Genomic DNA, 20,298 nt, shown 5'->3' with positions numbered 1-20,298 from the left:
CGCGACCCGCTCAAATCTTGCAAGACTTAGAAGTTGTCTTCGAACTTCTTGGCCAGATCTTCGATGTTGTCTGGTGGCCAGTCCTCGACATCCATGCCGAGGTGCAGGCCCATGCCGGACAGCACTTCTTTGATCTCGTTCAGAGACTTGCGGCCGAAGTTCGGTGTGCGCAGCATCTCTGCTTCGGTCTTCTGGATCAGATCGCCGATGTAAACGATGTTGTCGTTCTTCAGGCAGTTCGCAGAGCGTACGGACAGTTCCAACTCGTCCACTTTCTTCAGCAGAAGCGGGTTGAACTCGAGACCATCGTCCTCTTCCTGACGGCCCGCAGATTCTGGCTCATCGAAGTTCACGAAGATCGACAGTTGGTCCTGCAGGATACGCGCGGCGAAGGCCACGGCGTCTTCCGGCGTGATGGAGCCATCGGTGTCGATTTTCATGGTCAGCTTGTCATAGTCCAGAACCTGACCTTCACGGGTTGGCTGCACGTCATAAGACACGCGCTTCACCGGAGAGTAGATCGCATCGATTGGGATCAGACCAATAGGTGCATCTTCTGGCTTGTTCTTGTCCGCAGACACGTAGCCTTTGCCGGTGTTGACGGTCAGCTCGACATAGAGGTCGGCGCCATCGTCAAGGTGGCAGATCACGTGATCTTTGTTCAGAACTTCAATGCCCGCGCTGTCGCTGATGTCGCCAGCAGTCACGGCACCCGGACCTTTCGCATTGATCGAAAGACGCTTAGGGCCTTCCACTTCCATGCGCAGGGACACGCCCTTCAGGTTCAGGATGATGTCGGTCACGTCTTCACGCACACCAGCAACGCTGGAGAACTCGTGCAGCACGTTGTCGATCTGTACGCTGGTGATGGCCGCGCCTTGCAGCGAGCTCATCAGAACGCGGCGCAGCGCGTTGCCCAGGGTCAGACCAAAGCCCCGCTCCAGCGGCTCTGCCACAACAGTGGCTTGGCGCGCAGGGTCGTTGCCTGGCTTCACTTCTAGCTGTGTAGGCTTGATCAATTCTGCCCAATTCTTGTGGATCATGCGTCCCTCCATTCTTGTCCAGTTCCCATGTTCCAAAAGAACCAGACGCCCGAGGTTTCAAAATGACGAACTGGGGCCGTGCAAAACACGCGGCCCCAGCCAGTAGAAATGTCGCTTAAACGCGGCGGCGCTTTGGTGGGCGGCAGCCGTTGTGTGCGATTGGTGTTACATCACGGATAGAGGTGATGTTGAAACCGATAGCAGCCAGAGCGCGCAGTGCGGATTCACGGCCAGAACCTGGACCCTGAACTTCCACTTCCAGCGTTTTCACGCCGTGATCCTGTGCTTTCTTGCCTGCATCTTCCGCCGCCATCTGAGCAGCATATGGGGTGGACTTACGGGAGCCCTTGAAACCCATGGTGCCAGCAGAGGACCAGGAAATCGCGTTGCCCTGAACGTCAGAGATCAGGATCTTGGTGTTGTTGAACGAAGAGTTCACGTGCGCAACACCAGAGGCGATGTTCTTACGCTCTTTTTTCTTCGTACGAGTCTTATCGCGTGCCATTGATCAAACCCTCCCTTACTTCTTCTTGCCGGCAATCGGCTTCGCAGGACCTTTACGGGTACGTGCGTTGGTGTGGGTACGCTGACCGCGCACCGGGAGGTTACGACGATGGCGCAGACCACGGTAGCAGCCCAGGTCCATCAGACGTTTGATGTTCATCTGCACTTCACGACGCAGGTCACCTTCAACGGTGTAGGTCGCATCGATGTGCTCACGGATAGCCAGAACTTCTGCGTCAGACAGCTCGTTGATACGACGGGTTTCGTCGATCTTCACGCTCTCGCAGATTTCTTTGGCGGATGCTGGACCAATGCCAGTGATATAAGTCAGGGCGATCGGGACCCGTTTGTGGGTCGGGATGTTAACGCCGGCAATACGTGCCACGTGTCACTTTCCTTTTCGTTGCGGTTCCGTAGCTCCGGAACCTTTTTTCACAACGTAAGCCCGACGCTAGCAAGCGATCGGGCCTCAGCTGATCAGGTGGTCTTGCAACATGGGTGCGACCCACGCGCAAAGAATTGATTCTCCGTTAAGAGATGGGGTGATTTAGGGGGGATTAGGTGGGGTGTCAAGACACCACGTGCGACGGCACACTTCTCTCATAGATCCTGTGCCTGTTACGCGGCACGACGGCTTAGCATTCCCACAACGGAACACCTCCACAAGCCACTTGAAGAGGTTCCGGTTTCGTGTCGTACAGGACACTCTTTTCAGCCCCTAGGCGGCACCCCCTTCAGCTCTACTCTAACGCGAACTAACGTCACGAGGAGACTAAGAGAGAGGGAACCAATGTACATAGTCGGAATGCGGGGCGATCTCGGATTGAAACTAAACCTCTCGGGCAATGCGATTGTGATCATCGCTTTTTTTGTCCTCTGGAAAACAAATAGCTTCTATCTGATGCTCTCAATTTCGTTCCTGCTCATCTATTTCGGGATATGGTGTTCACGTCAGGTGCAAAGTAACAAAGAACGCCTAAAATTCACGTCTGCCTTTGTTCGCAATCAAGCCCTTCCGGAAACAACGACTTCCGCCAAGTTACTCTTAGCATTCTTTGGCTTTGGAGCATTGGCGACTGGACCAATAAGCTATTTTTGCATTGCTATTGAACAGATCGGCTACAATGAGAGCTTACTGTGGCCTCCCGTTCTTCTGATTTTTTACATATCACAAATGGCACTGTTCGGGTTCGTCCACGCGGCCCGTTCTTTGTTCACACTACAGAACAATCAAACCGCCTAACCCCAAAACGAAACGGAGCGCCCAAGGGCGCTCCGATCTCAAACTCTCACAGGCTGGGCTTACCCCAAAACGCCTGCCACAGAGGCCTCAACCTCATCCATCGACGCCAGACCGTCAATAGAGGTCAGGTTGCCTTTGGCGTGGTAGTAGCCAATCAACGGCGCGGTCTGCTTGTAGTACGCCATCAAGCGCACCTTCAGGCTTTCTGCGTTGTCGTCTGCACGGGCTTCACCACCGTTGGCGACCGCCTCTTTGGCGCGGTTGATGATGCGCTCGACCAGAACCTCATCATTCACCTGCATCTCGATCACAGCGTCGAGCTTCTCGCCGCAGTCTTCCAGCAACTCAGCCAGCGCATCAGCCTGGGCCAGGGTGCGCGGGAATCCATCAAAGATGAAACCGCCCTTTTTGTCGCCTTCCAGCTGCTCGCGGATCAGGCCAATCACGATCTCATCGGTGACCAGCTCCCCACGATCCATGACCTCGGCAACCTTCTTGCCCATCTCCGTACCGGAGGTTTTGGCGGCGCGCAGCATGTCGCCCGTAGAAAGCTGGATCATGTCGCGCTTCTCTACGAGACGGCCAGCCTGGGTTCCTTTACCGGCACCGGGCGGGCCAAGCAGAATAATATTCATCGACGAGCAGGTCCTTTGCGTTTGCGTTTGTTCCGGCCTTTACCAGACAGCTGGGACTTTTCAATAAGCCCTTCGTACTGGTGCGCCAGCAGATGGTTCTGAACTTGCTGGATGGTGTCCATGGTCACGGAAACCACAATCAGAACCGAGGTGCCGCCAAAGTAGAACGGGATCGCAAATTGTCCACGCAGGATCTCCGGAAGGAGACAGACTGCCGCAAGATATGCAGAACCCAGAACCAGGATACGGTTGACCACATACTCAAGGTATTCTGCGGTGCGCTTGCCCGGACGGATGCCCGGAACAAAGCCGTTCTGGTTCTTCAGGTTGTCGGCCACATCGTCAGGTTTGAAGCTGACGTTGAAGGTGTAGAAGTAGGCAAAGAACACAATCATGGACACGAAGAACAGCAGATACAGCGGCTGTCCTGGGCCAAAGTAGGCCAGCAGGGTCGACATGATTGGGCCGGTTTGGCTACCGGAGAAGGTCGCAATGGTGGTTGGCAGCAACAGCAGGGAGCTGGCGAAGATCGCCGGGATCACGCCCGCTGGGTTCACTTTCACCGGCAGGTGCGAAGAGCCCCCGTCATAGACTTTCATGCCCACCTGACGACGTGGGTATTGAATGTGGATCTTACGCAGCGCCCGCTCCATGAAGACCACAAAGGCGATGGTTGCGATGACCATGAAGATCACGGCCACAATCACCGCTTCGCTGATCGCGCCGGTGCGGCCAGACACAAAGAACTGTGCCAGAGCGGCTGGCAGTTCGGCCACGATGCCCACAAAGATGATCAGGGAGATGCCATTGCCGATGCCGCGTGCGGTGATCTGCTCACCCAGCCACATCAGGAACATGGTGCCACCCACCAGCGTCACAAGGCAGCTGAAGCGGAAGAACATACCCGGATCGGTGACCAGCTCCCCGGCCTCCAGGCTGACCGCGAGGCCATAGGCCTGCAGCGTTGCCAATGCCACCGTGCCGTAGCGGGTGTATTGGTTCATCTTTTTGCGGCCTTGCTCGCCTTCTTTCTTGAGCTGTTCCAACGCAGGAACCATCGAGCCAAGAAGCTGAACAATAATGCTGGCCGAGATGTACGGCATGATGCCCAGAGCAAAGATCCCCATACGTCCCAGCGCACCGCCGGTGAACATGGACAGGATGCCGCCAATGCCTGCGCCCGCCTCTTCCATAAATTCACGGAGGGCAACGCCGTCGATGCCCGGCACCGGAATCCATGTGCCAAGACGATAGACAATCAGCAATGCCAGTGTGAACAGGATGCGATTGCGCAGATCGGTGGCTTTACCAAGCGCGGCCCAGCTGGTGTTGGCCGCCATTTGCTCTGCTGCAGATACCATTTAGGATCTCTCTTAGACTGGAAACGCCGCCAGAACCGTTTCCCGGTTTGGCGGCGTTAGGAAAACTTGGAAGATTATGTAAGCGGGTCTGTGCCCGCTCACAACCTCTTATTCAGCCGCTGGCGCGGTTTTGACCGTCAGAGAGCCGCCCGCTTTTTCGACAGCTTCAACAGCTGCTTTGGAGGCGCCGGTCACTTCGATGTTCAGCTTGGCGGAAACTTCGCCTTTTGCCAGAACGCGGATGCCGTCTTTAACGCGGCGCACCAGACCGGAAGCAACCAGGGCTTCTTCGGTGATCGCGGCAGAGGCGTCCAGCTTCTTCTCGTCGACGAACTTCTGGATCAGGCCCAGGTTTACAACAGCATATGCCTTGCGGTTTGGCTTGTTGAAGCCGCGCTTTGGCAGGCGCTGGTACAAAGGCATTTGGCCACCTTCGTAGCCGTTGATCGCCACACCCGAACGGGATTTCTGACCTTTGATACCACGGCCACCCATTTTACCTTTACCGGAACCGGGGCCACGGCCAACGCGCATGCGTTTCTTAGTTGCGCCAGGATTGTCGCGCAGTTCGTGCAGTTTCATATCGCTTCTCCTTGCCGGAACTGACCCACGAAGCGTATCGGGCCAAACACGGCTTTTCTTGATTTTGATTCTCGGGGCGCAAAACGCCACCGGGGGCGTATAGACCCTTGGGCAGCGCTTTGCAATGTGGAAGATGCTGCGCGGGCCGAGCGCTGAGCTAGACGTGTACGATGCATTTCACGGGCGGAGCACTCTATCACAGCTTAAGCGAAGCGGCGGTCTTTCCAAGCTTCGAAGCTTTCCACCGGATGGTTGTCAATGAAAACCCACTCGGAGTGGCGTGGCCGAGTTGGAATCTTATCCAAATCCACATGTGGCAGCTTCCAACCACTTGCGTGTTCAGGTTCGAACAAGGCCTCGACCATTTGTCTCCCTGCAGGCGGGATGGCCAATTGAATCTGAGTATAAAATGCAGTCTTCAGCCCTTCGTGCAAGGTCTTCATCCAGGCCTGGTTGCGTGCGCAGTCATGTTGCTCGTAGGGTTCTGCGTCGATTCCTTCGCCAACCGCTTGCGCCAAGAGCAATAGCGCCGTACTTCGGTCCAACTCCGGCTGCGCGACCAGCCATTCGACAAACGGCACAAGCTCGGCTGCGCCGTCGCCCATCCACTCGACGCCGATGCTCAACTCGTGCCACACGTCCGGGCTTTGCGCACACAGCCAGTTGGTCAGATCCTGATCTCGAACGGGGCTGGCGCGCTCTTGCAGCCACAGTTTGGCCTGATGGCGTCCTTCCTCATGATCCGCCTTTGTCTGCGCAATCCTTTCCATGCGGGAGGAAATGCGACCGCGCCAAGTTGACCAGATTTTGTCCGCCTCGCCCCGCTGTCGGCGCAACATCCGGCGGCGAACCTTTTGAAACTCCTTATCCGAAAGTTCGGCACACGCGCAAAAAAACCGGATTGCGTGAAGCTCAACGGACGGGATCGGTTTAAGGCGCTGGCTCAAGAACCAATCCGGCTTCAATTCGCCCAGCCCTTCAGGGCTCAATCGGTTCACAAAAAAGAAAAGGGCAGCGAGAGGTTCGTCTGATACATCACCCTGGGTCTTGCCAGGCCTCTCGCCCAACACGGCATTCCGCCAGACGTCTGCGTGGCGCTCCATCGCTTTGAGACTTTCGTTGTAGACCTCACGCGGGCTGAAGTTGAAATCCGAGAGCGCGCGTCCAACAGCTGCAGCTGTTCGCATTCTGCTCAACACACGGAAAACCAGCACCCAAAAGCCGAACCAGAGCGCTAGGCCCAAGGCATAAAAAACGAATGGCAATTTCCAACCCTTTTTCACTAACAATCTACTAGGTTTTGAAAGTAGTGATGATTCTTGGCGGAATTAGGGCGGAACCGCAGAGCGACCGCCCCGCGCGTCAGACTGTCAGAAAGGCTAAAGACGGCTCAGTGTTCAACTGAGTGTCTCAACTGCACGCGCCACATGCAATAATTGTTCACTGCGTAGAAAGCCCAACCTAAAGCGTGAGGCCACAATTCGATCCTCGCGGAAACTCCGTTTGATCTAGGCGGCCAACGCTTTTACCTTCCGCCCAATCCCCACTAAACTCCCCCTATGCCTTGGTCCCCCCAAACCCTCACCGACTGGCTCCTGACAAACGCCGCCGCCGCCAAAACCCTCGACGATCTGACCCAACAGCTCGGCGCACAGCTGGCGCAAGCAAACGCCCCCGTCTGGCGTCTGCGTTTTGCCATGCGCACTCTGCACCCGTTGCTTGCCGCGGTGGGCACCACCTGGGAGAACGACACCGGCCCCAAACCCGTCGTCGAAAGCACCCACGGGCTGGAGACGCGCGGCGGCTATGCGGGCAGCCCGATGACCACCGTCTCGCAATCCCGCAAACCCTTTCGCCAAAACCTGTCCGCGTTGGCTCCCGACCATCACGAGGTCCTGCACGAGCTGCGTGCCCAAGGTGGCAGCGACTATTATGCGCTCCCTGTCCTGTTTGGGGACCGCGTTACCGCCGTCATGACCCTCACAACCCGCCACGCTGGCGGATTTACACCCCCCGACCTCGCGGGATTCGACACCATCGCCGCGCAACTTGCGCCCTTTATCGAAGTATTACGCCTCACCACACTCTCTTCCGCCGTGAGCGAGGCCTACCTGGGCAAACACACAGCCCAGCGGGTTTGGGCCGGTGAAATCACCCGCGGTCACGTCGACATCATCGATGCCGCCATCCTGATCAGCGATCTGCGCGGCTGGACCCAGCTCAACGTCGAGCGTGACCCGGAGCAGGCGGTCGCCATCGCCAATACCTTCTTTGAGGTCATGGACGCGACGGTGACCTCGGAGAGCGGTGAGATCCTTAAGTTCATGGGGGACGCGGTGTTGGCCATCTTTCCCGCTTCGGCAGGCCAACAAGACGCGGTCGCCCGCGCCCTGCGGGCCGCCCAAGCTGCGAGCAGCCACCAAACCGACACCTTGCGTTTTGGCATAGGCCTGAACGTCGGCGAAGTGCTTTACGGCAATGTAGGCAGCGAAAAGCGGCTGGACTTCACAGTCATGGGCCCAGCTGTGAACCTGGCGGCCCGTATTGAAAGCCTATGTGCCCAAACAGAGTGCCCAATTTTGATGTCACATGCCGCAGCGAACTTGGTGCCCAGAACACGTCAAGTCGGCACTTTCTCCCTCAAGGGGTTGCCTTCTGGAGAAGCGGTTTATGCACCCAGCCCGATGCCTGAGTAATGCCGGCACTCTCCCAGTCCACCTGAAAGACAAAACGCCCCTGCGGATCAGGCAGGGGCGTTACAATCGATGTCTTAGGTCACTTAGCCGCACACGTGGGCTTTGGCGATGCCTTTGATGTCGTAGCGGTTGACGCCAATATCGGCCAACTCGCGGTCACTCATCCGGGCCAATTCCCGAACGGTGGATTTGTATTTCTGACGCAGCACACGGGCTGCTTTGAACTCTTCAATGGACGCACGCAGGGTTGCAAAAAGGTCGATGCGGGCGGTCTGAGCGGTTTGAACAAATGCCATGATGGTGGCTCCTTATCTATCTGTGCCGAAACGTATTTTTCGGCGATTTTCTGTTTTACCTTCTGGTGCCCTCAACATAGCCCCGACCGTTAGCGCCAACAATTGCCAGATTGATCTGTCCGATATGCATCTTTGTCATGGCTCTTTACCTCTCAGAAAGCAAAAAGCCCCGGCAATTGCCGAGGCTTTCCGTATTCAAAGCTGGGAACCTTTAGCGTGAAATCGTTTGGTCCCGCGCCAGCTTTTCGATGTCATGGCGAGACACGCCAATGTCGTCCAGCTGCCGGTCACTCAACCCGCCCAGCTGCCGCGTGGTCTCACGGTACAGGGCGTTTTGGCGGTGCTCCGCGCGATAGGTGGACCAGGCATCATAGATGCGGGCGCCCATACCAATGCTGCGCGAGTGTGGGGTGTTCAAATAGGCCATCAGACAAGTCCTCCTTGGGGCGCCAATCCACCTTCGGATAGCGCGGTTGTGTGTCAGTCATATGTGGGTCTGTGTTACCCCACAGATAAAGGTCCCCGCCGCGACCCTTTCAACATTGGCAAGCGACTATCTCCTATGCATCCAGGACAAGGTTTTGCAAATTCCTGCCAAACGCAAAAAAGCCCCGGAGCAATCTCCGAGGCTTTTGGGGAGTGTCTGGCTGTCCTGTATCTTACAGGGCCAGAGCGCCTTTGCGCGCCACATCTTCGATGTCACCGCGGTTCAGGCCAATGTCAGCCAGTTCGCGGTTGGTCAGCTTGTTCAGCTCTTTGACAGTCTTGGCGTAAGACGCGTCGCGCTTACGGGTCAGGAGCCAATTCTCAACCAGACGGGAGAAACGGCCTACGATGTCTACGGCTTCGATGTGCAGAGATGGAGCATGTTGCATGAGTTTATCCTTCAAGTGCCGATGCGCCACTTCGGCTTGACGCGCATTATCTGTTCATGCGGTCCATTTAGTGCTGAAGTTTTCGGCGCGGTAGGCACAAGAAAGCATCCCAGATATGCACTTTGCGAATATCGATGGAAGCGATGTTAATCATTCGAATTTGGAATGATATATTTGGGGGCTAATGAGGAATGGACCGCTACATCCAGTAAGGTAAGCGATTTCACCTGAGGTAAGTGCCAACCAGAACGCGCATCTCCTTTGACCAACTCACGCCTTAGAAGTATATACAATTATTGCTATATTTTATCGAGGCTTCGAAAGATGTTGGATTTAGAAGAATACAGAGCCCTCACACAAAAAGGAAACTGGAAAGGTATCTGTGACGTAAACTCAGTGCCATTTGACACCTTCGGAACAAAAAAAGAATTTCGAGTTCTGTCCGACTACCTAGAGGAACAAGAGGTAGTGTTGGCAATAACATCAGGCGTCATGAGCCAATCCGATACGTCAAATTCCTTTGATTTTGGAGCTAACACCTGGGTAATTGCGCTAACAAACGAGCGGTTTTTGCTGTTAGATTGCGCCATGCTGACTGGCTCGACAGATACCCAGAGCATCCGCCTTGATCGTGTCTAGGCGGTTTCTGCATCCCAAGGTTGGGTTTTAGGTAAAATCATGATCGATCTTGGAAGCAGGATCGTAACAATTGACAACTGTTTAAAACAAAGTGTTCCAATTGTTGCCGACCTTGCCAACAAATTGTTGAGAGAGAAACCAGAACCGAACGTTAGTTCAATTTCCAAATCATCTCACGGACTCTCAAGTGACCCACTGGAAACACTTGAACGGTTAGGCGCTCTTCTGGAAAGAGGACTTCTTGATAAAGAAGAATTCACTGAGGCAAAGCGAAAGCTCCTCGACGCACTATAATCAAAAACGCCCCCGGAAATCCGAGGGCGTTTTCAATTTTTTCGATCAAAAAGGCTTAGTCGCGCTCTTCGATGATCTCCACCATGTGGGAGACCTTGCGGATCATCCCACGAATCGCCGGAGTGTCTTCCAGCTCACGGGTGCGGTTCATCTTGTTCAGACCCAGACCCACCAGAGTGGCGCGCTGGTCTTGAGGACGACGGATCGGCGAACCGACCTGCTTAACTACGATGGTTTTTGCCATTGGTCGTTACTCCTTACTCTGCGGCTTCGGCAGGTGCTTCATCCTTGCGCAGGATGTCAGCAACTTTCTTGCCACGGCGAGCCGCAACCTGACGTGGGCTGGCTTCTTTCTTCAGCCCGTCAATGGTGGCGCGGATCATGTTGTAGGGGTTCTGGGAACCGATGGATTTCGAAACAACGTCTTTGACGCCGAGCATTTCGAAAACGGCACGCATTGGACCACCTGCGATGATCCCGGTACCTTCTGGAGCGGTGCGCATAACCACTTTACCGGCGCCGTGACGGCCTTCCATGTCGTGGTGCAGGGTACGACCTTCGCGCAGAGGCACGCGGATCATCTGACGCTTGGCTTGCTCGGTGGCTTTGCGGATGGCCTCAGGGACCTCTTTCGCTTTACCTTTACCGAAGCCTACACGGCCTTTTTGGTCACCAACAACAACCAGAGCTGCGAAGCCAAAGTTCTTACCACCTTTGGTGGTCTTGGAAACACGGTTGATCGCAACGAGACGATCGGCGAATTCCGGGGTTTCTTCTTCGCGGTTACGACCACGGCCCCGGCGGTTTTCACGTTCTGCCATTTGGCATTCCTTTATCTACTGGCGCTTGGCGCCTGTTATCTCCGATCCCAGTGAAGCCGCAGACATGTCTGCGACCTCCCGGATCATCGGGGGGACGCGAACGTCCCCCTCAAGTCTTAGACTTTCAAGCCACCTTCACGCGCAGCGTCGGCCAGAGCCTTCACTTTGCCGTGGAAGAGGAAGCCACCGCGGTCGAAATACGCTTCGGTCACGCCAGCTTTGTTCGCACGCTCGGCAATCGCCGCACCAACCTTGGTTGCTGCTTCGATGTTGTTTTTGCCAACCAGGCCCAGATCTTTTTCCAGGGTGGATGCGGATGCCACGGTCACGCCAGCACGGTCGTCGATCAGCTGAACGCTGATGTTCTTGTTGCTGCGGTGCACGGACAGGCGCATTTTGCGATCGCCATTGACCTTGCGAAGTTTGTTCCGGACGCGCAGGCGGCGCTTGAGGAACAGTTCCCGTTTGCTGTTTGCCATCTGTCTGGTCCTTACTTCTTCTTACCTTCCTTACGGAAGATATATTCGTCCACGTACTTGATGCCCTTGCCTTTATAAGGCTCTGGTTTACGCCATTCGCGGATGTTTGCCGCAACCTGGCCAACCAGCTGGCTGTCAGTACCTTCCACGATGATCTGAGTGTTCTTCGGTGTGGTCACGGTGATACCCGCTGGCACTTCGAAGTTCACTTCGTGAGAGAGACCGAGCGACAGCTTCAGGGTGTTGCCCTGCATCTGCGCACGATAACCAACACCGTTGATCTCGAGTTCTTTTTTGAAGCCTGCGGTCACGCCGGTCACCATGTTGGCAACCATAGTGCGGGACATGCCCCACTGCTGACGGGCGCGCTTGGACTTGCCGCGAGGAGTCACCGTTACGGCGTTCTCTTCAACTGCAAGGGTCACGTCATCAGTAGCGGTGAAAGACTGAGTGTCCTTCGGGCCTTTGATTTCGATGGTCTGGCCGGAGACAGAGGCAGTTACGCCGCTGGGCAGCTCGACCGGTTTTTTACCAATACGAGACATCTAGCTCTCCTTAGAAGACCGTGCAGATGACTTCGCCACCAACATTGTTGGAACGAGCCGCTGCATCCGACATCACACCTTTAGAGGTGGAGACAATCGACACACCCAGGCCCTGACGGACGGTTGGGATGTCATCTGCGCCCATGTATACGCGACGGCCAGGCTTGGAGACCCGCTTCAGTTCGCGAATAACAGGGGTGCCTTCGTAGTACTTCAGGCTGATTTCGAACGCCGGGTGGCCGTTCTCTTCAGACGCTTCGTAACCGCGGATGTAGCCTTCGTCGGCCAGCACATCCAGAACCCAACCACGCAGCTTGGACGCCGGGGTGGATACCACGGACTTGCCACGCATTTGGCCGTTACGGATACGGGTCAGCATATCACCGATAGGATCGTTCATATCGTTCTCTCCTTACCAGCTGGACTTAACCATGCCAGGGATCTGACCAGCAGAACCCAGCTCGCGCAGCGCAATACGGCTGACCTTCAGCTTACGGTAGTAAGCGTGTGGACGGCCGGTGAGCTGGCAACGGTTGTGAAGACGGGTAGCCGAGCTGTTGCGCGGCAGTTTCGCCAGTTTCAGACGCGCTTTGAAGCGCTCTTCCATTGGCTTGGACTCATCGTTTGCGATCTCTTTGAGCTCGGCGCGCTTTGCTGCGTATTTCGCAACCAGACGCTCCCGCTTCTTCTCGCGCTCGATCATTGCTTTTTTAGCCATGTCGTAATCCTCTCAGCCTTACGAAGTGAACGGCATGTTGAAATGCTTCAACAGGCTCTTCGCTTCGGCGTCGGTGTTAGCGTTGGTTGCGATGACGATATCCATGCCCCAGTTTTCGTCGACTTTATCAAAGTCGATTTCTGGGAACACGATGTGCTCTTTCAGACCGGTGGCGAAGTTGCCACGGCCGTCAAAGCTCGGCTTCACACCACGGAAGTCACGGATGCGTGGCATCGCAACGGTGATCAGACGATCGAGGAATTCGTACATACGGTCGCCGCGCAGGGTCACCTTGGCACCCATCGGCATGCCTTCACGTACACGGAAGCCAGCGATGGAGTTCTTTGCCACGGTGGTCAGAGCTTTCTGGCCCGCGATTGCGGTCAGATCTGCCTGTGCCGACTTGGCTTTCTTGCTGTCTTTAACGGCTGCACGGCCACAGCCGATGTTCAGCACGATTTTTTCCAGCGCAGGAATCTGCATGTCGTTCTTGTAGCCGAACTCTTCTTTCAGAGCGGCGCGGATGGAATCCTTGTAGAGCGACTTCAGACGTGGGGTGTAGTCTGCGTTATCAAGCATCAATCACGTCCCCTGTGGTCTTTGCGAAGCGAACCTTCTTGTCACCTTCCATGCGGAAGCCAACGCGGGTTGCTTTGCCGTTTTTGTCCAGGAATGCCAGGTTGGACAGTTCGATCGGCATCGCCTGAGGGATGCGACCGCCCTGAGAGGTCTGGCTTTGCTTGGTGTGACGGATGGCGATGTTGATGCCTTCCACAACAGCTTTACCGGCTTTGGGGTCAACAGAGGTGATAGTGCCCTCTTTGCCTTTGTCCTTACCGGCCAGAACGACGACTTTGTCGCCTTTTTTCAGCTTAGCAGCCATCTTACAGCACCTCCGGCGCGAGCGAGACGATTTTCATCATGCCTTTTGCGCGAAGCTCACGAACAACTGGGCCAAAGATACGAGTGCCTACTGGCTCGTTGGAGTTGTTCAGGATTACGGCTGCGTTCCGGTCAAAACGGATTGCAGTGCCATCTTCACGACGGACTTCTTTTGCGGTGCGAACGACAACGGCCTTACGGACGTCACCTTTTTTAACGCGACCACGTGGAATGGCTTCCTTAACCGAGACAACAATGATGTCGCCTACGGATGCGTATTTACGCTTGGAACCACCCAGAACCTTGATGCACTGAACTCGGCGTGCGCCGGAGTTGTCAGCTACATCCAGATTTGTTTGCATCTGGATCATGTGGTTTCTCCCGACCTATGGGGCAGCGATGCGTGCTGTGTCCCCCAGGGTTTCGACTAACTGTAAAGTCTAGTCGCCAGGAGTCTCAAAGTGAGACTCTTAGGCTTCCAGAACTTCCCAGCGTTTGGTTTTCGAACGCGGTGCGCATTCGATAATGCGAACAGAGTCACCTACTTTGTAGGTGTTGTTCTCATCGTGAGCCCGGTATTTTTTGGACTTACGAATGGTCTTCTTCAGAACCGGGTGTGTAAAGCGACGCTCTACGGACACAGTTACGGTCTGGGCGTTGGCGTCCGAAGTAACGGTGCCTGTCAGGATACGTTTGGGCATCTATCTAGCTCCTATTACTCTGCAGCCGACTTGGCTTTTTCGTTCAGGATGGTCTTCACGCGTGCTGCGTTGCGACGCGCTGCACGGATCTGAGCCGCGTTTTCCAATTGGCCAGTGGCTTGCTGGAAACGCAGGTTGAACGATTCTTTCTTGAGGTTGGCCAGCTCTTCACGCAGCTGATCCGGCGTTTTTTCACGCAGTTCTTTGGCGTTCATGCGCCTCTTCCTTTCTCATACATCAGAGGGCGCCCGAGTATGTGCGGGGTGACCCTTTTGTCTGATGGACAAATACAAAACACACGAATCCCGTATACACGGAATCCATGAGATGGCGCTCTATACGGGGGAGTCGGGGGGATGGCAAGCGAAAGATGGGACATTCGCAACTGGACGAGCGGCCAACTCTCCCCTAGCGTGCAGGTTCAACGGCCCCGACCAATTCGCTTTCGTGCGACCAGCATGTTTTTAGCTACCTTCCGCCCAAAATCCGTTCTGGCACTGGCCGCATCAGCGTGCCTCGCCACCCCTCTACTGGCAAACGGCCTACAGGCAGACCCTTCTCTTGCACTGGAAGACTTCAATGGGTTCTGCCTTCCATTGCTGAAAACGCAAACCACGCCTGAATACGACGGTGTCCTAAGGATCGACGACGGCATCACCCAACAATTCATTAAAGCCAATAATGCGAGCGAAGACACAGTACTATGGGAGACGCGCTCTTCTGAATTCGCCATTCAGACCTATGAAAGTGTGCATGACTTCTGTTTCTTGTTTAGCTTCAACTCCAATTTAACCGCTTTAAAGGAGGCCTACCCCGCTTGGCGACAGTCCCTAGACGGCACATTTTTAGGTCCAACTGAATTGGAAGAGTCCCCCGGCTCCGCCCATCGCGCAGGCGCCTTTCTAGTATTGAAGTTGGAGGATGGTGGAGTGTTGCAACTCGCGCTAAACCATGATGCAAAAATTTTGAAAGGTTTTACGACATTGGCAGCAATCCGACTGGAGTCGCCTTCTCCTGCGGCTATGGCGCTGCTGGGCAAAAACGCGGCGCAGCAAACAGAGTAGCTTTGTGTGACACGTCACCATGCACTCTTCTCTCCCTGCGCCTTCTCCCCTAAGCCTTCTCAACCGCCACGCTTGACGCAAATCCCAAGACACAGCCTTGGCCCATTTGCCTCACGACACCATGGGTCCCAACGCAGTGCTCTTCATAATGCCGCTTCCGTTAGCTTTATCGTTCTCGCATCCTTGAGACGTCGCACGAGCCAATTCGCCGCATCGGTTGCGCTTGTTGGCAAACGTGCCGCGGCATATACTTTTCCCACATTTGTATTACGCAAATGATATGGCCAAAATCATATGCCAGCATGGCCGCCAGCCCACTTATTGGAGTGTTCAGGATGAAAACCCTGATGTCCGCAGTGGCTCTTACGCTGCTCCCCGCCGTCGCAACCGCTGAAACCGTGAAACTTGATCTGGACGCCGTGCCCGGCAAAACCGTGCATGAGGTGGCCACATTGAAACCGCTGGCATTGTCTGCAGAAGGCACCCCACTGGCTGTGCTGCTCGAGGTGCCTGCTGGCAAAGAAGTCCCCGCCCACGCCACCAAGGCTGGTCTGCGCATGCTGACCGTGGTCGACGGCACGTTGTATTGGGGCGACGGCGACAAGATCGACGCCAGCGCAGAGACCGTGTACCCGCAAGGCTCCATACTGATGGTGCGCGCAGGCGAGATGCACTGGCTCGCCGCCCGCGAAGGCGCGCTGAAGCTTCAGCTTGTTGTGATGCCAGAGGAGGCTCCATCACCTGGCGTTGCCAAACAGCTTCACTAAATCTCGCCGCCACAAAAAACATAGGCGTGCCGCGCAACCGGCACGCTTTCTCTGAGCGCCAAACCTGCCACTTCATCGGCCCTGACAAAGGCCATCCAGCCCGCCCAAGCGCAGGCAATCTGAGCTCTGGCGATGCCGCCGTTGGAAGGTTCCAGTCAGTTTTGGCTTACGCCTGTGCTAGGACTCTGGCGCTGTCATCCGGATCTGACGCTGCTCGAGAACGGCTCCAACCCGTCCAGTAAACACATGCCGCCTCGATCAAACGCAGACCACCGACGACGCAGGCGCGCCCACCAAGATCGACGGATCCACCCCAACCAGCGTAATCTGCTCAGGGGTCAAGCCCTCCGTATTGCAAACGATCAGCTTTTCCATGGACCGATAGATGTCGCTCTCATAAGTCACGACCACCCCATCTTCCTCGATATGCACCGAAGTCGCCTCATAATCCACGTTGGGCGACCCGATGTGTAACTCCAGAGTTTCCATCGTGGGGTCAAAATCGCCCAAGACAACAACGCTGGACCGCGCGGGGGCCGGCTCGTCGCCTGCGGGTCCGTCAGAGGGGGCAGCAGTAGGGCCGCCCGAATTGAGGCCACGCACCTGGTCATTGACGTCGACGACAAAATGGTCAGTGCCTGCGCTGCCATTGATCGCACCCGCCGGATTAAATCCCCCGTCGTTGTCCGCATAGAAATGCAGCGTGTCATTGCCCGCGCCGCCGTCGACCCGCGTCACATAGCCGTCGCCCGTTGAAGAAGCTCCACCCGCGTGGATGACGTCATCGCCTGCCCCGCCTTCAAGGATCACATTGGAGGATGTGCGGACGTCAATCGTGTCGTTGCCCGCGCCGCCGTCGATTGAGAGAACCTCGCCGCCGGTCTCCTCCACCTCAAACAGGTCATCCCCCGCACCACCAGACAAGTTGGAGCCAAAGAATGGCCCCACAACCGTGTCGTCGCCACCGCCCAAATCAAGGTCAATATCGACATGCAGATCAGAGTACCTCCCACCTGGCGGCGTGGCATCGACAAAGTCATCCCCATCGCCAAGCGCCAGACCCTCGCCCGCAATTTCAGCAGCCACAAGTCGCTCAAAATCAACCGTCTCGCCTGACGTCTCCGCTTGCGCCGGGCTGTCCTCCACAACCGGATCCGGCGCTTCGTCGGCTGCCGTCTCTGTGCCCCCACCCTCTGCGCCCGCGTCCACTTCGGTTGCAACCGGCCCCTCATCTTCCGGCGCAGAGATCTGCTCCGCCACTTCCTCTGTAGCTGGCTCGGATGTTTCACCAATTTCCTCTGAGCCATCGGTGTCGTCAGATCCGCCACTGACCTCCATATCAGCGCGCGAAGTGCCAGCTTGCGCTTGTGCGTCATCCACTTCGGTCGTCGTCTCTGCCGAGTTTGCCTCATCGTCGTCATAGTGATCGATGACAACAGAGGCGACACCAGCGCTGGCCATGAGGCCCAGAAGAACAAGCAACATACGGGAATCCAATCAATAAAATTCTCCCTAAAAGTGAACCTCCGGCTGCCTGCTGTCAAGACGATCACAAGGCCCATTGCAGTCTGCATCTTCCTTCCCGGCATCGTTGTCACTACAAGACTCCGAGATTTGCGCGGCGCCTGCCAAAGCGCACACTTTGGGAGGAGTGACCATGATACCTGTCGACGTAGCTATCCTGTTTATGGGCGCGGCCATTGCGCTGGCCCTGGTGCCGGGGCCGGACAACATCTTTGTGCTGACCCAATCGGCTCTGCATGGTCGTGTAGCAGGTCTCACCGTAACACTGGGACTCGCCAGCGGTTTGATCTTTCACACCACCGCCGTCGCCCTTGGCGTGGCCGTGATTTTCAAAACCTCGCAAGTAGCCTTTGCCATCCTAAAATACATCGGCGCGGCCTACCTCGCCTATCTGGCTTTCAAAGCCTTCACCGCCGCGAAGTCCAATCTGGACGGCGACGCCCCTGCCCCGGAAACCGCGGCCAAGCAATACACCCGCGGCCTGATCATGAACATCGCCAACCCCAAGGTGACGATCTTCTTTCTCGCCTTCCTTCCGCAGTTTGTTGATCCGGCCAATGGCCCGCTGGTGCTGCAATTCTACCAGCTCGGCTTCCTGATGATCATCGCTACGCTGCTGGTGTTCGGCTCGGTGGCCCTGGCCGCAGGCTGGCTTGGCGATTGGCTGAAAAACTCGCCCACCGCGCAGATCTGGCTCAACCGCCTCGCAGGCGTGGTCTTCATCGCCCTGGCCGTGAAACTGGTCACCGCCGAGCGCTAAGTCGTCGGAGAGGCGTCCAGTCCCGCCACAAAGGCACTGGGCGCTTCACCACTCCAGCCCTTAAACGCGGTCGAGAAGCTGGCCTGATCTTTGTAGGCCAGCAAAAACGTAGTCTCCGTGACCGACCGCCCATCCCGCAGATGTGCCTTCGCGAGCCGATAGCGCAGCCCATTACACAGGTCGCGATAGCTCCCGCCTTCGGTGCCAAGCCGCCGTGTCAACGTGCGCCGCGTGATGCCCAGCTGCGCTGCCACCTCATCCGCTGTCAAAAACCGTTCCGGCAAGGCCTGCACCAGCATGCGCTCCACCTTGTCCCACAACCGCCCCTCGTCGGCATCCAGATCCCGCAGTTGCGCCTCCGCCAGCCGCGTTAAATGTGTCACCAAATCCGGGTCATGCGCCTCCAGCAGCACATCCGGCACGCCCTGCGCAAACCGCAGCCCATTAAACCCGCCGCCAAACTGCACCGGACAGCCCGCGATCCGCTCATAGGCCCGCGCGTCGCCAAGCGCGGCATGTTTAAACACCACCCGTGTCGGCCGCGTGTCCCGTCGCGTGATGCCCTGAATCCGCGCCAACACACCAAACACCAGAAACTCCTGAAACCGCGCGTTGGTCTGCAAGCCAGCCTCCAACGACACAACCTCCAATGCCTCGCCGTCCGCGATCTGGCGCAATTCAAACCGCGTTGTTGGGTCTGCCAGCCTGTAAAACTTGGCGGCATGCTCCACTGCCGCGCGCAGGGTCTTTGAACTGGCGGCCAAATAGGCCGACAGCGTTGGTGCATCGCGATAGCCAATCCCGATCTGCGCCCCCAGCGTCGGATCGTGCACCTCCAAACACGCCGCGCGGATCAAGGCTGCCTCCTGCTTCACCGTTGCCAACTGTTTCGCGCCCGGATAGCGCCCCACTTTGCGCAGCAGCCGCTCCGCAACTTGTCCGCCCAGCTTGCGCTGCAACGTTTCACTGACGTAGGCAAATCTCACACTGCGCACCTGTTTCATAAAACCACTCTAGCGTGCGCGGGCTGCTGGGGAAGCCCCAAAGGCAAAAGCCCCACCCGGATGGGGCGAGGCTCTTGTTTACACTATGTAGTGGGATCAGCCGTTGCGGTTGTCCTGTTTGCAGTCCCGCTTGTCGGCACCGGCGACCCCTTCGGTCTGGCGGCAGTCCTGACGGTCGCCGCGGCGATCCTGACGGCGGTCCATCCCGATGGTGCCGGCAACCTCAAAGCTCTCGGTCATCACCGGCTCGGTGGGGCTAGGCGCGGAGGCCACAGGATAGGCAAAAGCCAAAGGCGCGGTGAGAGCAACAACAACGGCGGCAGAAGCAAATTTGGTGAACATGGGGGTGTTTCCTTTCATTTGAGGTTTTCTGTATTCCTTTGATGAGAGAGATATGGGGGCCATCTTGCGCGGCAGCATTGGAATTTGGGAAGGTGCCGTTTGAATTTGGGACACAATTCAGATCTCCATCCGCCGCCCCAGCCTTTTACCCAAACACCCTCGGCCGGTTCAGTCGCGGCCGAAGCGCCGCCTGTCCTTAAACAATCAGCAACAACAAAAGCCCCGACTGTTGAGGTCGAGGCTCATGCGCAATCTACAGAGGCGGACTTTAACCGTTGCGGTTATCCTGTTTGCAATCCCGCTTGTCGGCACCCACAATTCCTTCACCTTGGCGGCAGTCCTGACGATCGCCCCGACGATCCTGACGACGGTCCATCCCGATGGTGCCGGCAACCTCATAGCTCTCTGTCATCACTGGCTCAGTTGGGCCAGGCGCGGAGGTCACAGGGTAGGCAAAAGAAAAAGGCGCGGTGAGAGCAACAACAACGGCGGCGGAGGCGAATTTGGTGAACATGGGGGGGTT

The 20,298-nt window shown here is 56.5% G+C and carries 32 protein-coding genes; 7 read left to right on the top strand and 25 right to left on the bottom strand.

Annotated features, from left to right (window positions below; genetic code table 11):
• Positions 1-26: 26 nt before the first annotated feature.
• The 3 genes from SIB38_RS06190 to rpsM all read right to left on the bottom strand — a co-directional run bounded on the left by SIB38_RS06190 (position 27) and on the right by rpsM (position 1,932).
• Positions 27-1,043 (bottom strand): DNA-directed RNA polymerase subunit alpha, encoded by a 1,017-nt coding sequence (locus SIB38_RS06190; protein ID WP_294116193.1) that lies wholly within the window; start codon positions 1,041-1,043, stop codon positions 27-29.
• Between the two features lie 115 nt (positions 1,044-1,158).
• Positions 1,159-1,548 (bottom strand): 30S ribosomal protein S11, encoded by a 390-nt coding sequence (rpsK, locus tag SIB38_RS06185; RefSeq protein ID WP_093325885.1) that lies wholly within the window; start codon positions 1,546-1,548, stop codon positions 1,159-1,161.
• 15 nt (positions 1,549-1,563) lie between these two features.
• Positions 1,564-1,932, bottom strand: coding sequence for a 30S ribosomal protein S13 (gene rpsM / locus SIB38_RS06180; protein WP_294116191.1), 369 nt, complete (start codon positions 1,930-1,932; stop codon positions 1,564-1,566).
• 420 nt (positions 1,933-2,352) lie between these two features.
• Between rpsM and SIB38_RS06175 the strand changes: the two genes are divergently transcribed.
• The gene (locus tag SIB38_RS06175; protein WP_412551630.1) at positions 2,353-2,790 is read left to right on the top strand and encodes a hypothetical protein; all 438 of its coding nucleotides are present in this window, start codon (positions 2,353-2,355) and stop codon (positions 2,788-2,790) included.
• A 59-nt stretch (positions 2,791-2,849) separates the two neighbouring features.
• Here the strand turns inward: SIB38_RS06175 and SIB38_RS06170 are convergent, their stop codons facing one another.
• The 4 genes from SIB38_RS06170 to SIB38_RS06155 form a co-directional block, all read right to left on the bottom strand.
• On the bottom strand, positions 2,850-3,425 hold the full coding sequence (locus tag SIB38_RS06170; protein WP_294116188.1) for an adenylate kinase: 576 nt from the start codon (positions 3,423-3,425) through the stop codon (positions 2,850-2,852).
• Positions 3,422-4,786: a preprotein translocase subunit SecY gene (gene secY / locus SIB38_RS06165; protein ID WP_294116186.1), complete on the bottom strand. Its 1,365-nt coding sequence runs from the start codon at positions 4,784-4,786 to the stop codon at positions 3,422-3,424. The genes SIB38_RS06170 and secY overlap by 4 nt, the downstream gene beginning before the upstream one ends.
• Positions 4,787-4,894: 108 nt before the next feature.
• Positions 4,895-5,368 (bottom strand): 50S ribosomal protein L15, encoded by a 474-nt coding sequence (gene rplO, locus SIB38_RS06160; protein WP_294116184.1) that lies wholly within the window; start codon positions 5,366-5,368, stop codon positions 4,895-4,897.
• 203 nt (positions 5,369-5,571) lie between these two features.
• The gene (locus tag SIB38_RS06155) at positions 5,572-6,555 is read right to left on the bottom strand and encodes a hypothetical protein (RefSeq protein WP_412551629.1); all 984 of its coding nucleotides are present in this window, start codon (positions 6,553-6,555) and stop codon (positions 5,572-5,574) included.
• Positions 6,556-6,927: 372 nt separating this feature from the next.
• Between SIB38_RS06155 and SIB38_RS06150 the strand changes: the two genes are divergently transcribed.
• Entirely contained in the window at positions 6,928-8,064 is a 1,137-nt protein-coding gene (locus tag SIB38_RS06150) for an adenylate/guanylate cyclase domain-containing protein (protein ID WP_412551628.1), read from the top strand.
• A gap of 83 nt (positions 8,065-8,147) precedes the next feature.
• On the opposite strand, the gene SIB38_RS06145 is transcribed toward SIB38_RS06150, so the two are convergent.
• From SIB38_RS06145 to SIB38_RS06135, 3 genes are all read right to left on the bottom strand, one after another.
• Complete coding sequence (locus tag SIB38_RS06145) at positions 8,148-8,360, bottom strand: DUF1127 domain-containing protein (RefSeq protein ID WP_412551627.1); 213 nt, start codon at positions 8,358-8,360, stop codon at positions 8,148-8,150.
• 211 nt (positions 8,361-8,571) lie between these two features.
• A complete protein-coding gene (locus SIB38_RS06140; protein ID WP_294116179.1) occupies positions 8,572-8,787 on the bottom strand; it encodes a DUF1127 domain-containing protein in 216 nt (71 codons plus the stop codon).
• 232 nt (positions 8,788-9,019) lie between these two features.
• A complete protein-coding gene (locus SIB38_RS06135; protein WP_294116178.1) occupies positions 9,020-9,235 on the bottom strand; it encodes a DUF1127 domain-containing protein in 216 nt (71 codons plus the stop codon).
• Between the two features lie 324 nt (positions 9,236-9,559).
• On the opposite strand from SIB38_RS06135, the gene SIB38_RS06130 reads away from it, so the two are divergent.
• Positions 9,560-9,874: a PH domain-containing protein gene (locus SIB38_RS06130; RefSeq protein WP_294116177.1), complete on the top strand. Its 315-nt coding sequence runs from the start codon at positions 9,560-9,562 to the stop codon at positions 9,872-9,874.
• A gap of 39 nt (positions 9,875-9,913) precedes the next feature.
• On the top strand, positions 9,914-10,168 hold the full coding sequence (locus tag SIB38_RS06125) for an SHOCT domain-containing protein (RefSeq protein ID WP_294116176.1): 255 nt from the start codon (positions 9,914-9,916) through the stop codon (positions 10,166-10,168).
• Positions 10,169-10,223: 55 nt separating this feature from the next.
• Here the strand turns inward: SIB38_RS06125 and rpmD are convergent, their stop codons facing one another.
• From rpmD to rpmC, 11 genes are all read right to left on the bottom strand, one after another.
• Positions 10,224-10,412 carry a 50S ribosomal protein L30 gene (gene rpmD / locus SIB38_RS06120; RefSeq protein WP_058238294.1) on the bottom strand — a complete coding sequence of 63 codons (189 nt, stop codon included), beginning with the start codon at positions 10,410-10,412 and terminating at the stop codon, positions 10,224-10,226.
• A 13-nt stretch (positions 10,413-10,425) separates the two neighbouring features.
• Positions 10,426-10,989 carry a 30S ribosomal protein S5 gene (rpsE, locus tag SIB38_RS06115; RefSeq protein ID WP_093325872.1) on the bottom strand — a complete coding sequence of 188 codons (564 nt, stop codon included), beginning with the start codon at positions 10,987-10,989 and terminating at the stop codon, positions 10,426-10,428.
• Positions 10,990-11,105: 116 nt separating this feature from the next.
• Positions 11,106-11,468 carry a 50S ribosomal protein L18 gene (rplR, locus tag SIB38_RS06110; protein ID WP_294116169.1) on the bottom strand — a complete coding sequence of 121 codons (363 nt, stop codon included), beginning with the start codon at positions 11,466-11,468 and terminating at the stop codon, positions 11,106-11,108.
• A gap of 11 nt (positions 11,469-11,479) precedes the next feature.
• On the bottom strand, positions 11,480-12,013 hold the full coding sequence (gene rplF / locus SIB38_RS06105) for a 50S ribosomal protein L6 (protein ID WP_294116165.1): 534 nt from the start codon (positions 12,011-12,013) through the stop codon (positions 11,480-11,482).
• Between the two features lie 10 nt (positions 12,014-12,023).
• Complete coding sequence (gene rpsH, locus SIB38_RS06100) at positions 12,024-12,413, bottom strand: 30S ribosomal protein S8 (protein WP_294116163.1); 390 nt, start codon at positions 12,411-12,413, stop codon at positions 12,024-12,026.
• Positions 12,414-12,425: 12 nt separating this feature from the next.
• On the bottom strand, positions 12,426-12,731 hold the full coding sequence (rpsN, locus tag SIB38_RS06095; RefSeq protein ID WP_010437098.1) for a 30S ribosomal protein S14: 306 nt from the start codon (positions 12,729-12,731) through the stop codon (positions 12,426-12,428).
• 18 nt (positions 12,732-12,749) lie between these two features.
• Positions 12,750-13,310, bottom strand: coding sequence for a 50S ribosomal protein L5 (gene rplE, locus SIB38_RS06090; RefSeq protein WP_294116158.1), 561 nt, complete (start codon positions 13,308-13,310; stop codon positions 12,750-12,752).
• Positions 13,303-13,614 (bottom strand): 50S ribosomal protein L24, encoded by a 312-nt coding sequence (gene rplX, locus SIB38_RS06085; RefSeq protein ID WP_294116157.1) that lies wholly within the window; start codon positions 13,612-13,614, stop codon positions 13,303-13,305. Before rplX ends, rplE begins: the two co-directional genes overlap by 8 nt.
• Before the next feature lies 1 nt (position 13,615).
• A complete protein-coding gene (gene rplN / locus SIB38_RS06080; protein ID WP_294116156.1) occupies positions 13,616-13,984 on the bottom strand; it encodes a 50S ribosomal protein L14 in 369 nt (122 codons plus the stop codon).
• A gap of 99 nt (positions 13,985-14,083) precedes the next feature.
• Entirely contained in the window at positions 14,084-14,314 is a 231-nt protein-coding gene (rpsQ, locus tag SIB38_RS06075) for a 30S ribosomal protein S17 (protein ID WP_294116154.1), read from the bottom strand.
• Positions 14,315-14,328: 14 nt separating this feature from the next.
• A complete protein-coding gene (rpmC, locus tag SIB38_RS06070; RefSeq protein ID WP_294116152.1) occupies positions 14,329-14,529 on the bottom strand; it encodes a 50S ribosomal protein L29 in 201 nt (66 codons plus the stop codon).
• 243 nt (positions 14,530-14,772) lie between these two features.
• Between rpmC and SIB38_RS06065 the strand changes: the two genes are divergently transcribed.
• Both SIB38_RS06065 and SIB38_RS06060 read left to right on the top strand, forming a co-directional pair.
• Positions 14,773-15,378, top strand: a complete 606-nt coding sequence (locus tag SIB38_RS06065; protein WP_412551626.1) for a hypothetical protein — start codon at positions 14,773-14,775, stop codon at positions 15,376-15,378.
• Positions 15,379-15,713: 335 nt separating this feature from the next.
• Positions 15,714-16,145 (top strand): hypothetical protein, encoded by a 432-nt coding sequence (locus SIB38_RS06060; RefSeq protein WP_294116148.1) that lies wholly within the window; start codon positions 15,714-15,716, stop codon positions 16,143-16,145.
• A 258-nt stretch (positions 16,146-16,403) separates the two neighbouring features.
• Here SIB38_RS06060 and SIB38_RS06055 read toward each other — a convergent pair whose 3' ends face one another.
• Complete coding sequence (locus SIB38_RS06055; RefSeq protein ID WP_294116147.1) at positions 16,404-17,630, bottom strand: hypothetical protein; 1,227 nt, start codon at positions 17,628-17,630, stop codon at positions 16,404-16,406.
• Between the two features lie 172 nt (positions 17,631-17,802).
• Between SIB38_RS06055 and SIB38_RS06050 the strand changes: the two genes are divergently transcribed.
• Positions 17,803-18,429 carry a LysE family translocator gene (locus tag SIB38_RS06050; RefSeq protein WP_412551625.1) on the top strand — a complete coding sequence of 209 codons (627 nt, stop codon included), beginning with the start codon at positions 17,803-17,805 and terminating at the stop codon, positions 18,427-18,429.
• Here SIB38_RS06050 and SIB38_RS06045 read toward each other — a convergent pair.
• The 3 genes from SIB38_RS06045 to SIB38_RS06035 form a co-directional block, all read right to left on the bottom strand.
• Positions 18,426-19,415, bottom strand: a complete 990-nt coding sequence (locus SIB38_RS06045) for an AraC family transcriptional regulator ligand-binding domain-containing protein (RefSeq protein WP_412551624.1) — start codon at positions 19,413-19,415, stop codon at positions 18,426-18,428. The two genes, SIB38_RS06050 and SIB38_RS06045, sit on opposite strands and share 4 nt — an antisense overlap.
• A gap of 114 nt (positions 19,416-19,529) precedes the next feature.
• Entirely contained in the window at positions 19,530-19,775 is a 246-nt protein-coding gene (locus tag SIB38_RS06040; protein ID WP_412551623.1) for a hypothetical protein, read from the bottom strand.
• Positions 19,776-20,043: 268 nt separating this feature from the next.
• On the bottom strand, positions 20,044-20,289 hold the full coding sequence (locus SIB38_RS06035) for a hypothetical protein (RefSeq protein ID WP_294116142.1): 246 nt from the start codon (positions 20,287-20,289) through the stop codon (positions 20,044-20,046).
• Between the last annotated feature and the right edge of the window lie 9 nt (positions 20,290-20,298).

The sequence above is a fragment of the Shimia sp. MIT910701 genome (genome assembly GCF_047126315.1).
Taxonomy (GTDB): Bacteria; Pseudomonadota; Alphaproteobacteria; order Rhodobacterales; family Rhodobacteraceae; genus Shimia.
Note: the sequence above shows the minus strand (reverse complement) of the source record. Positions and strands in the feature narration are given on the sequence as shown.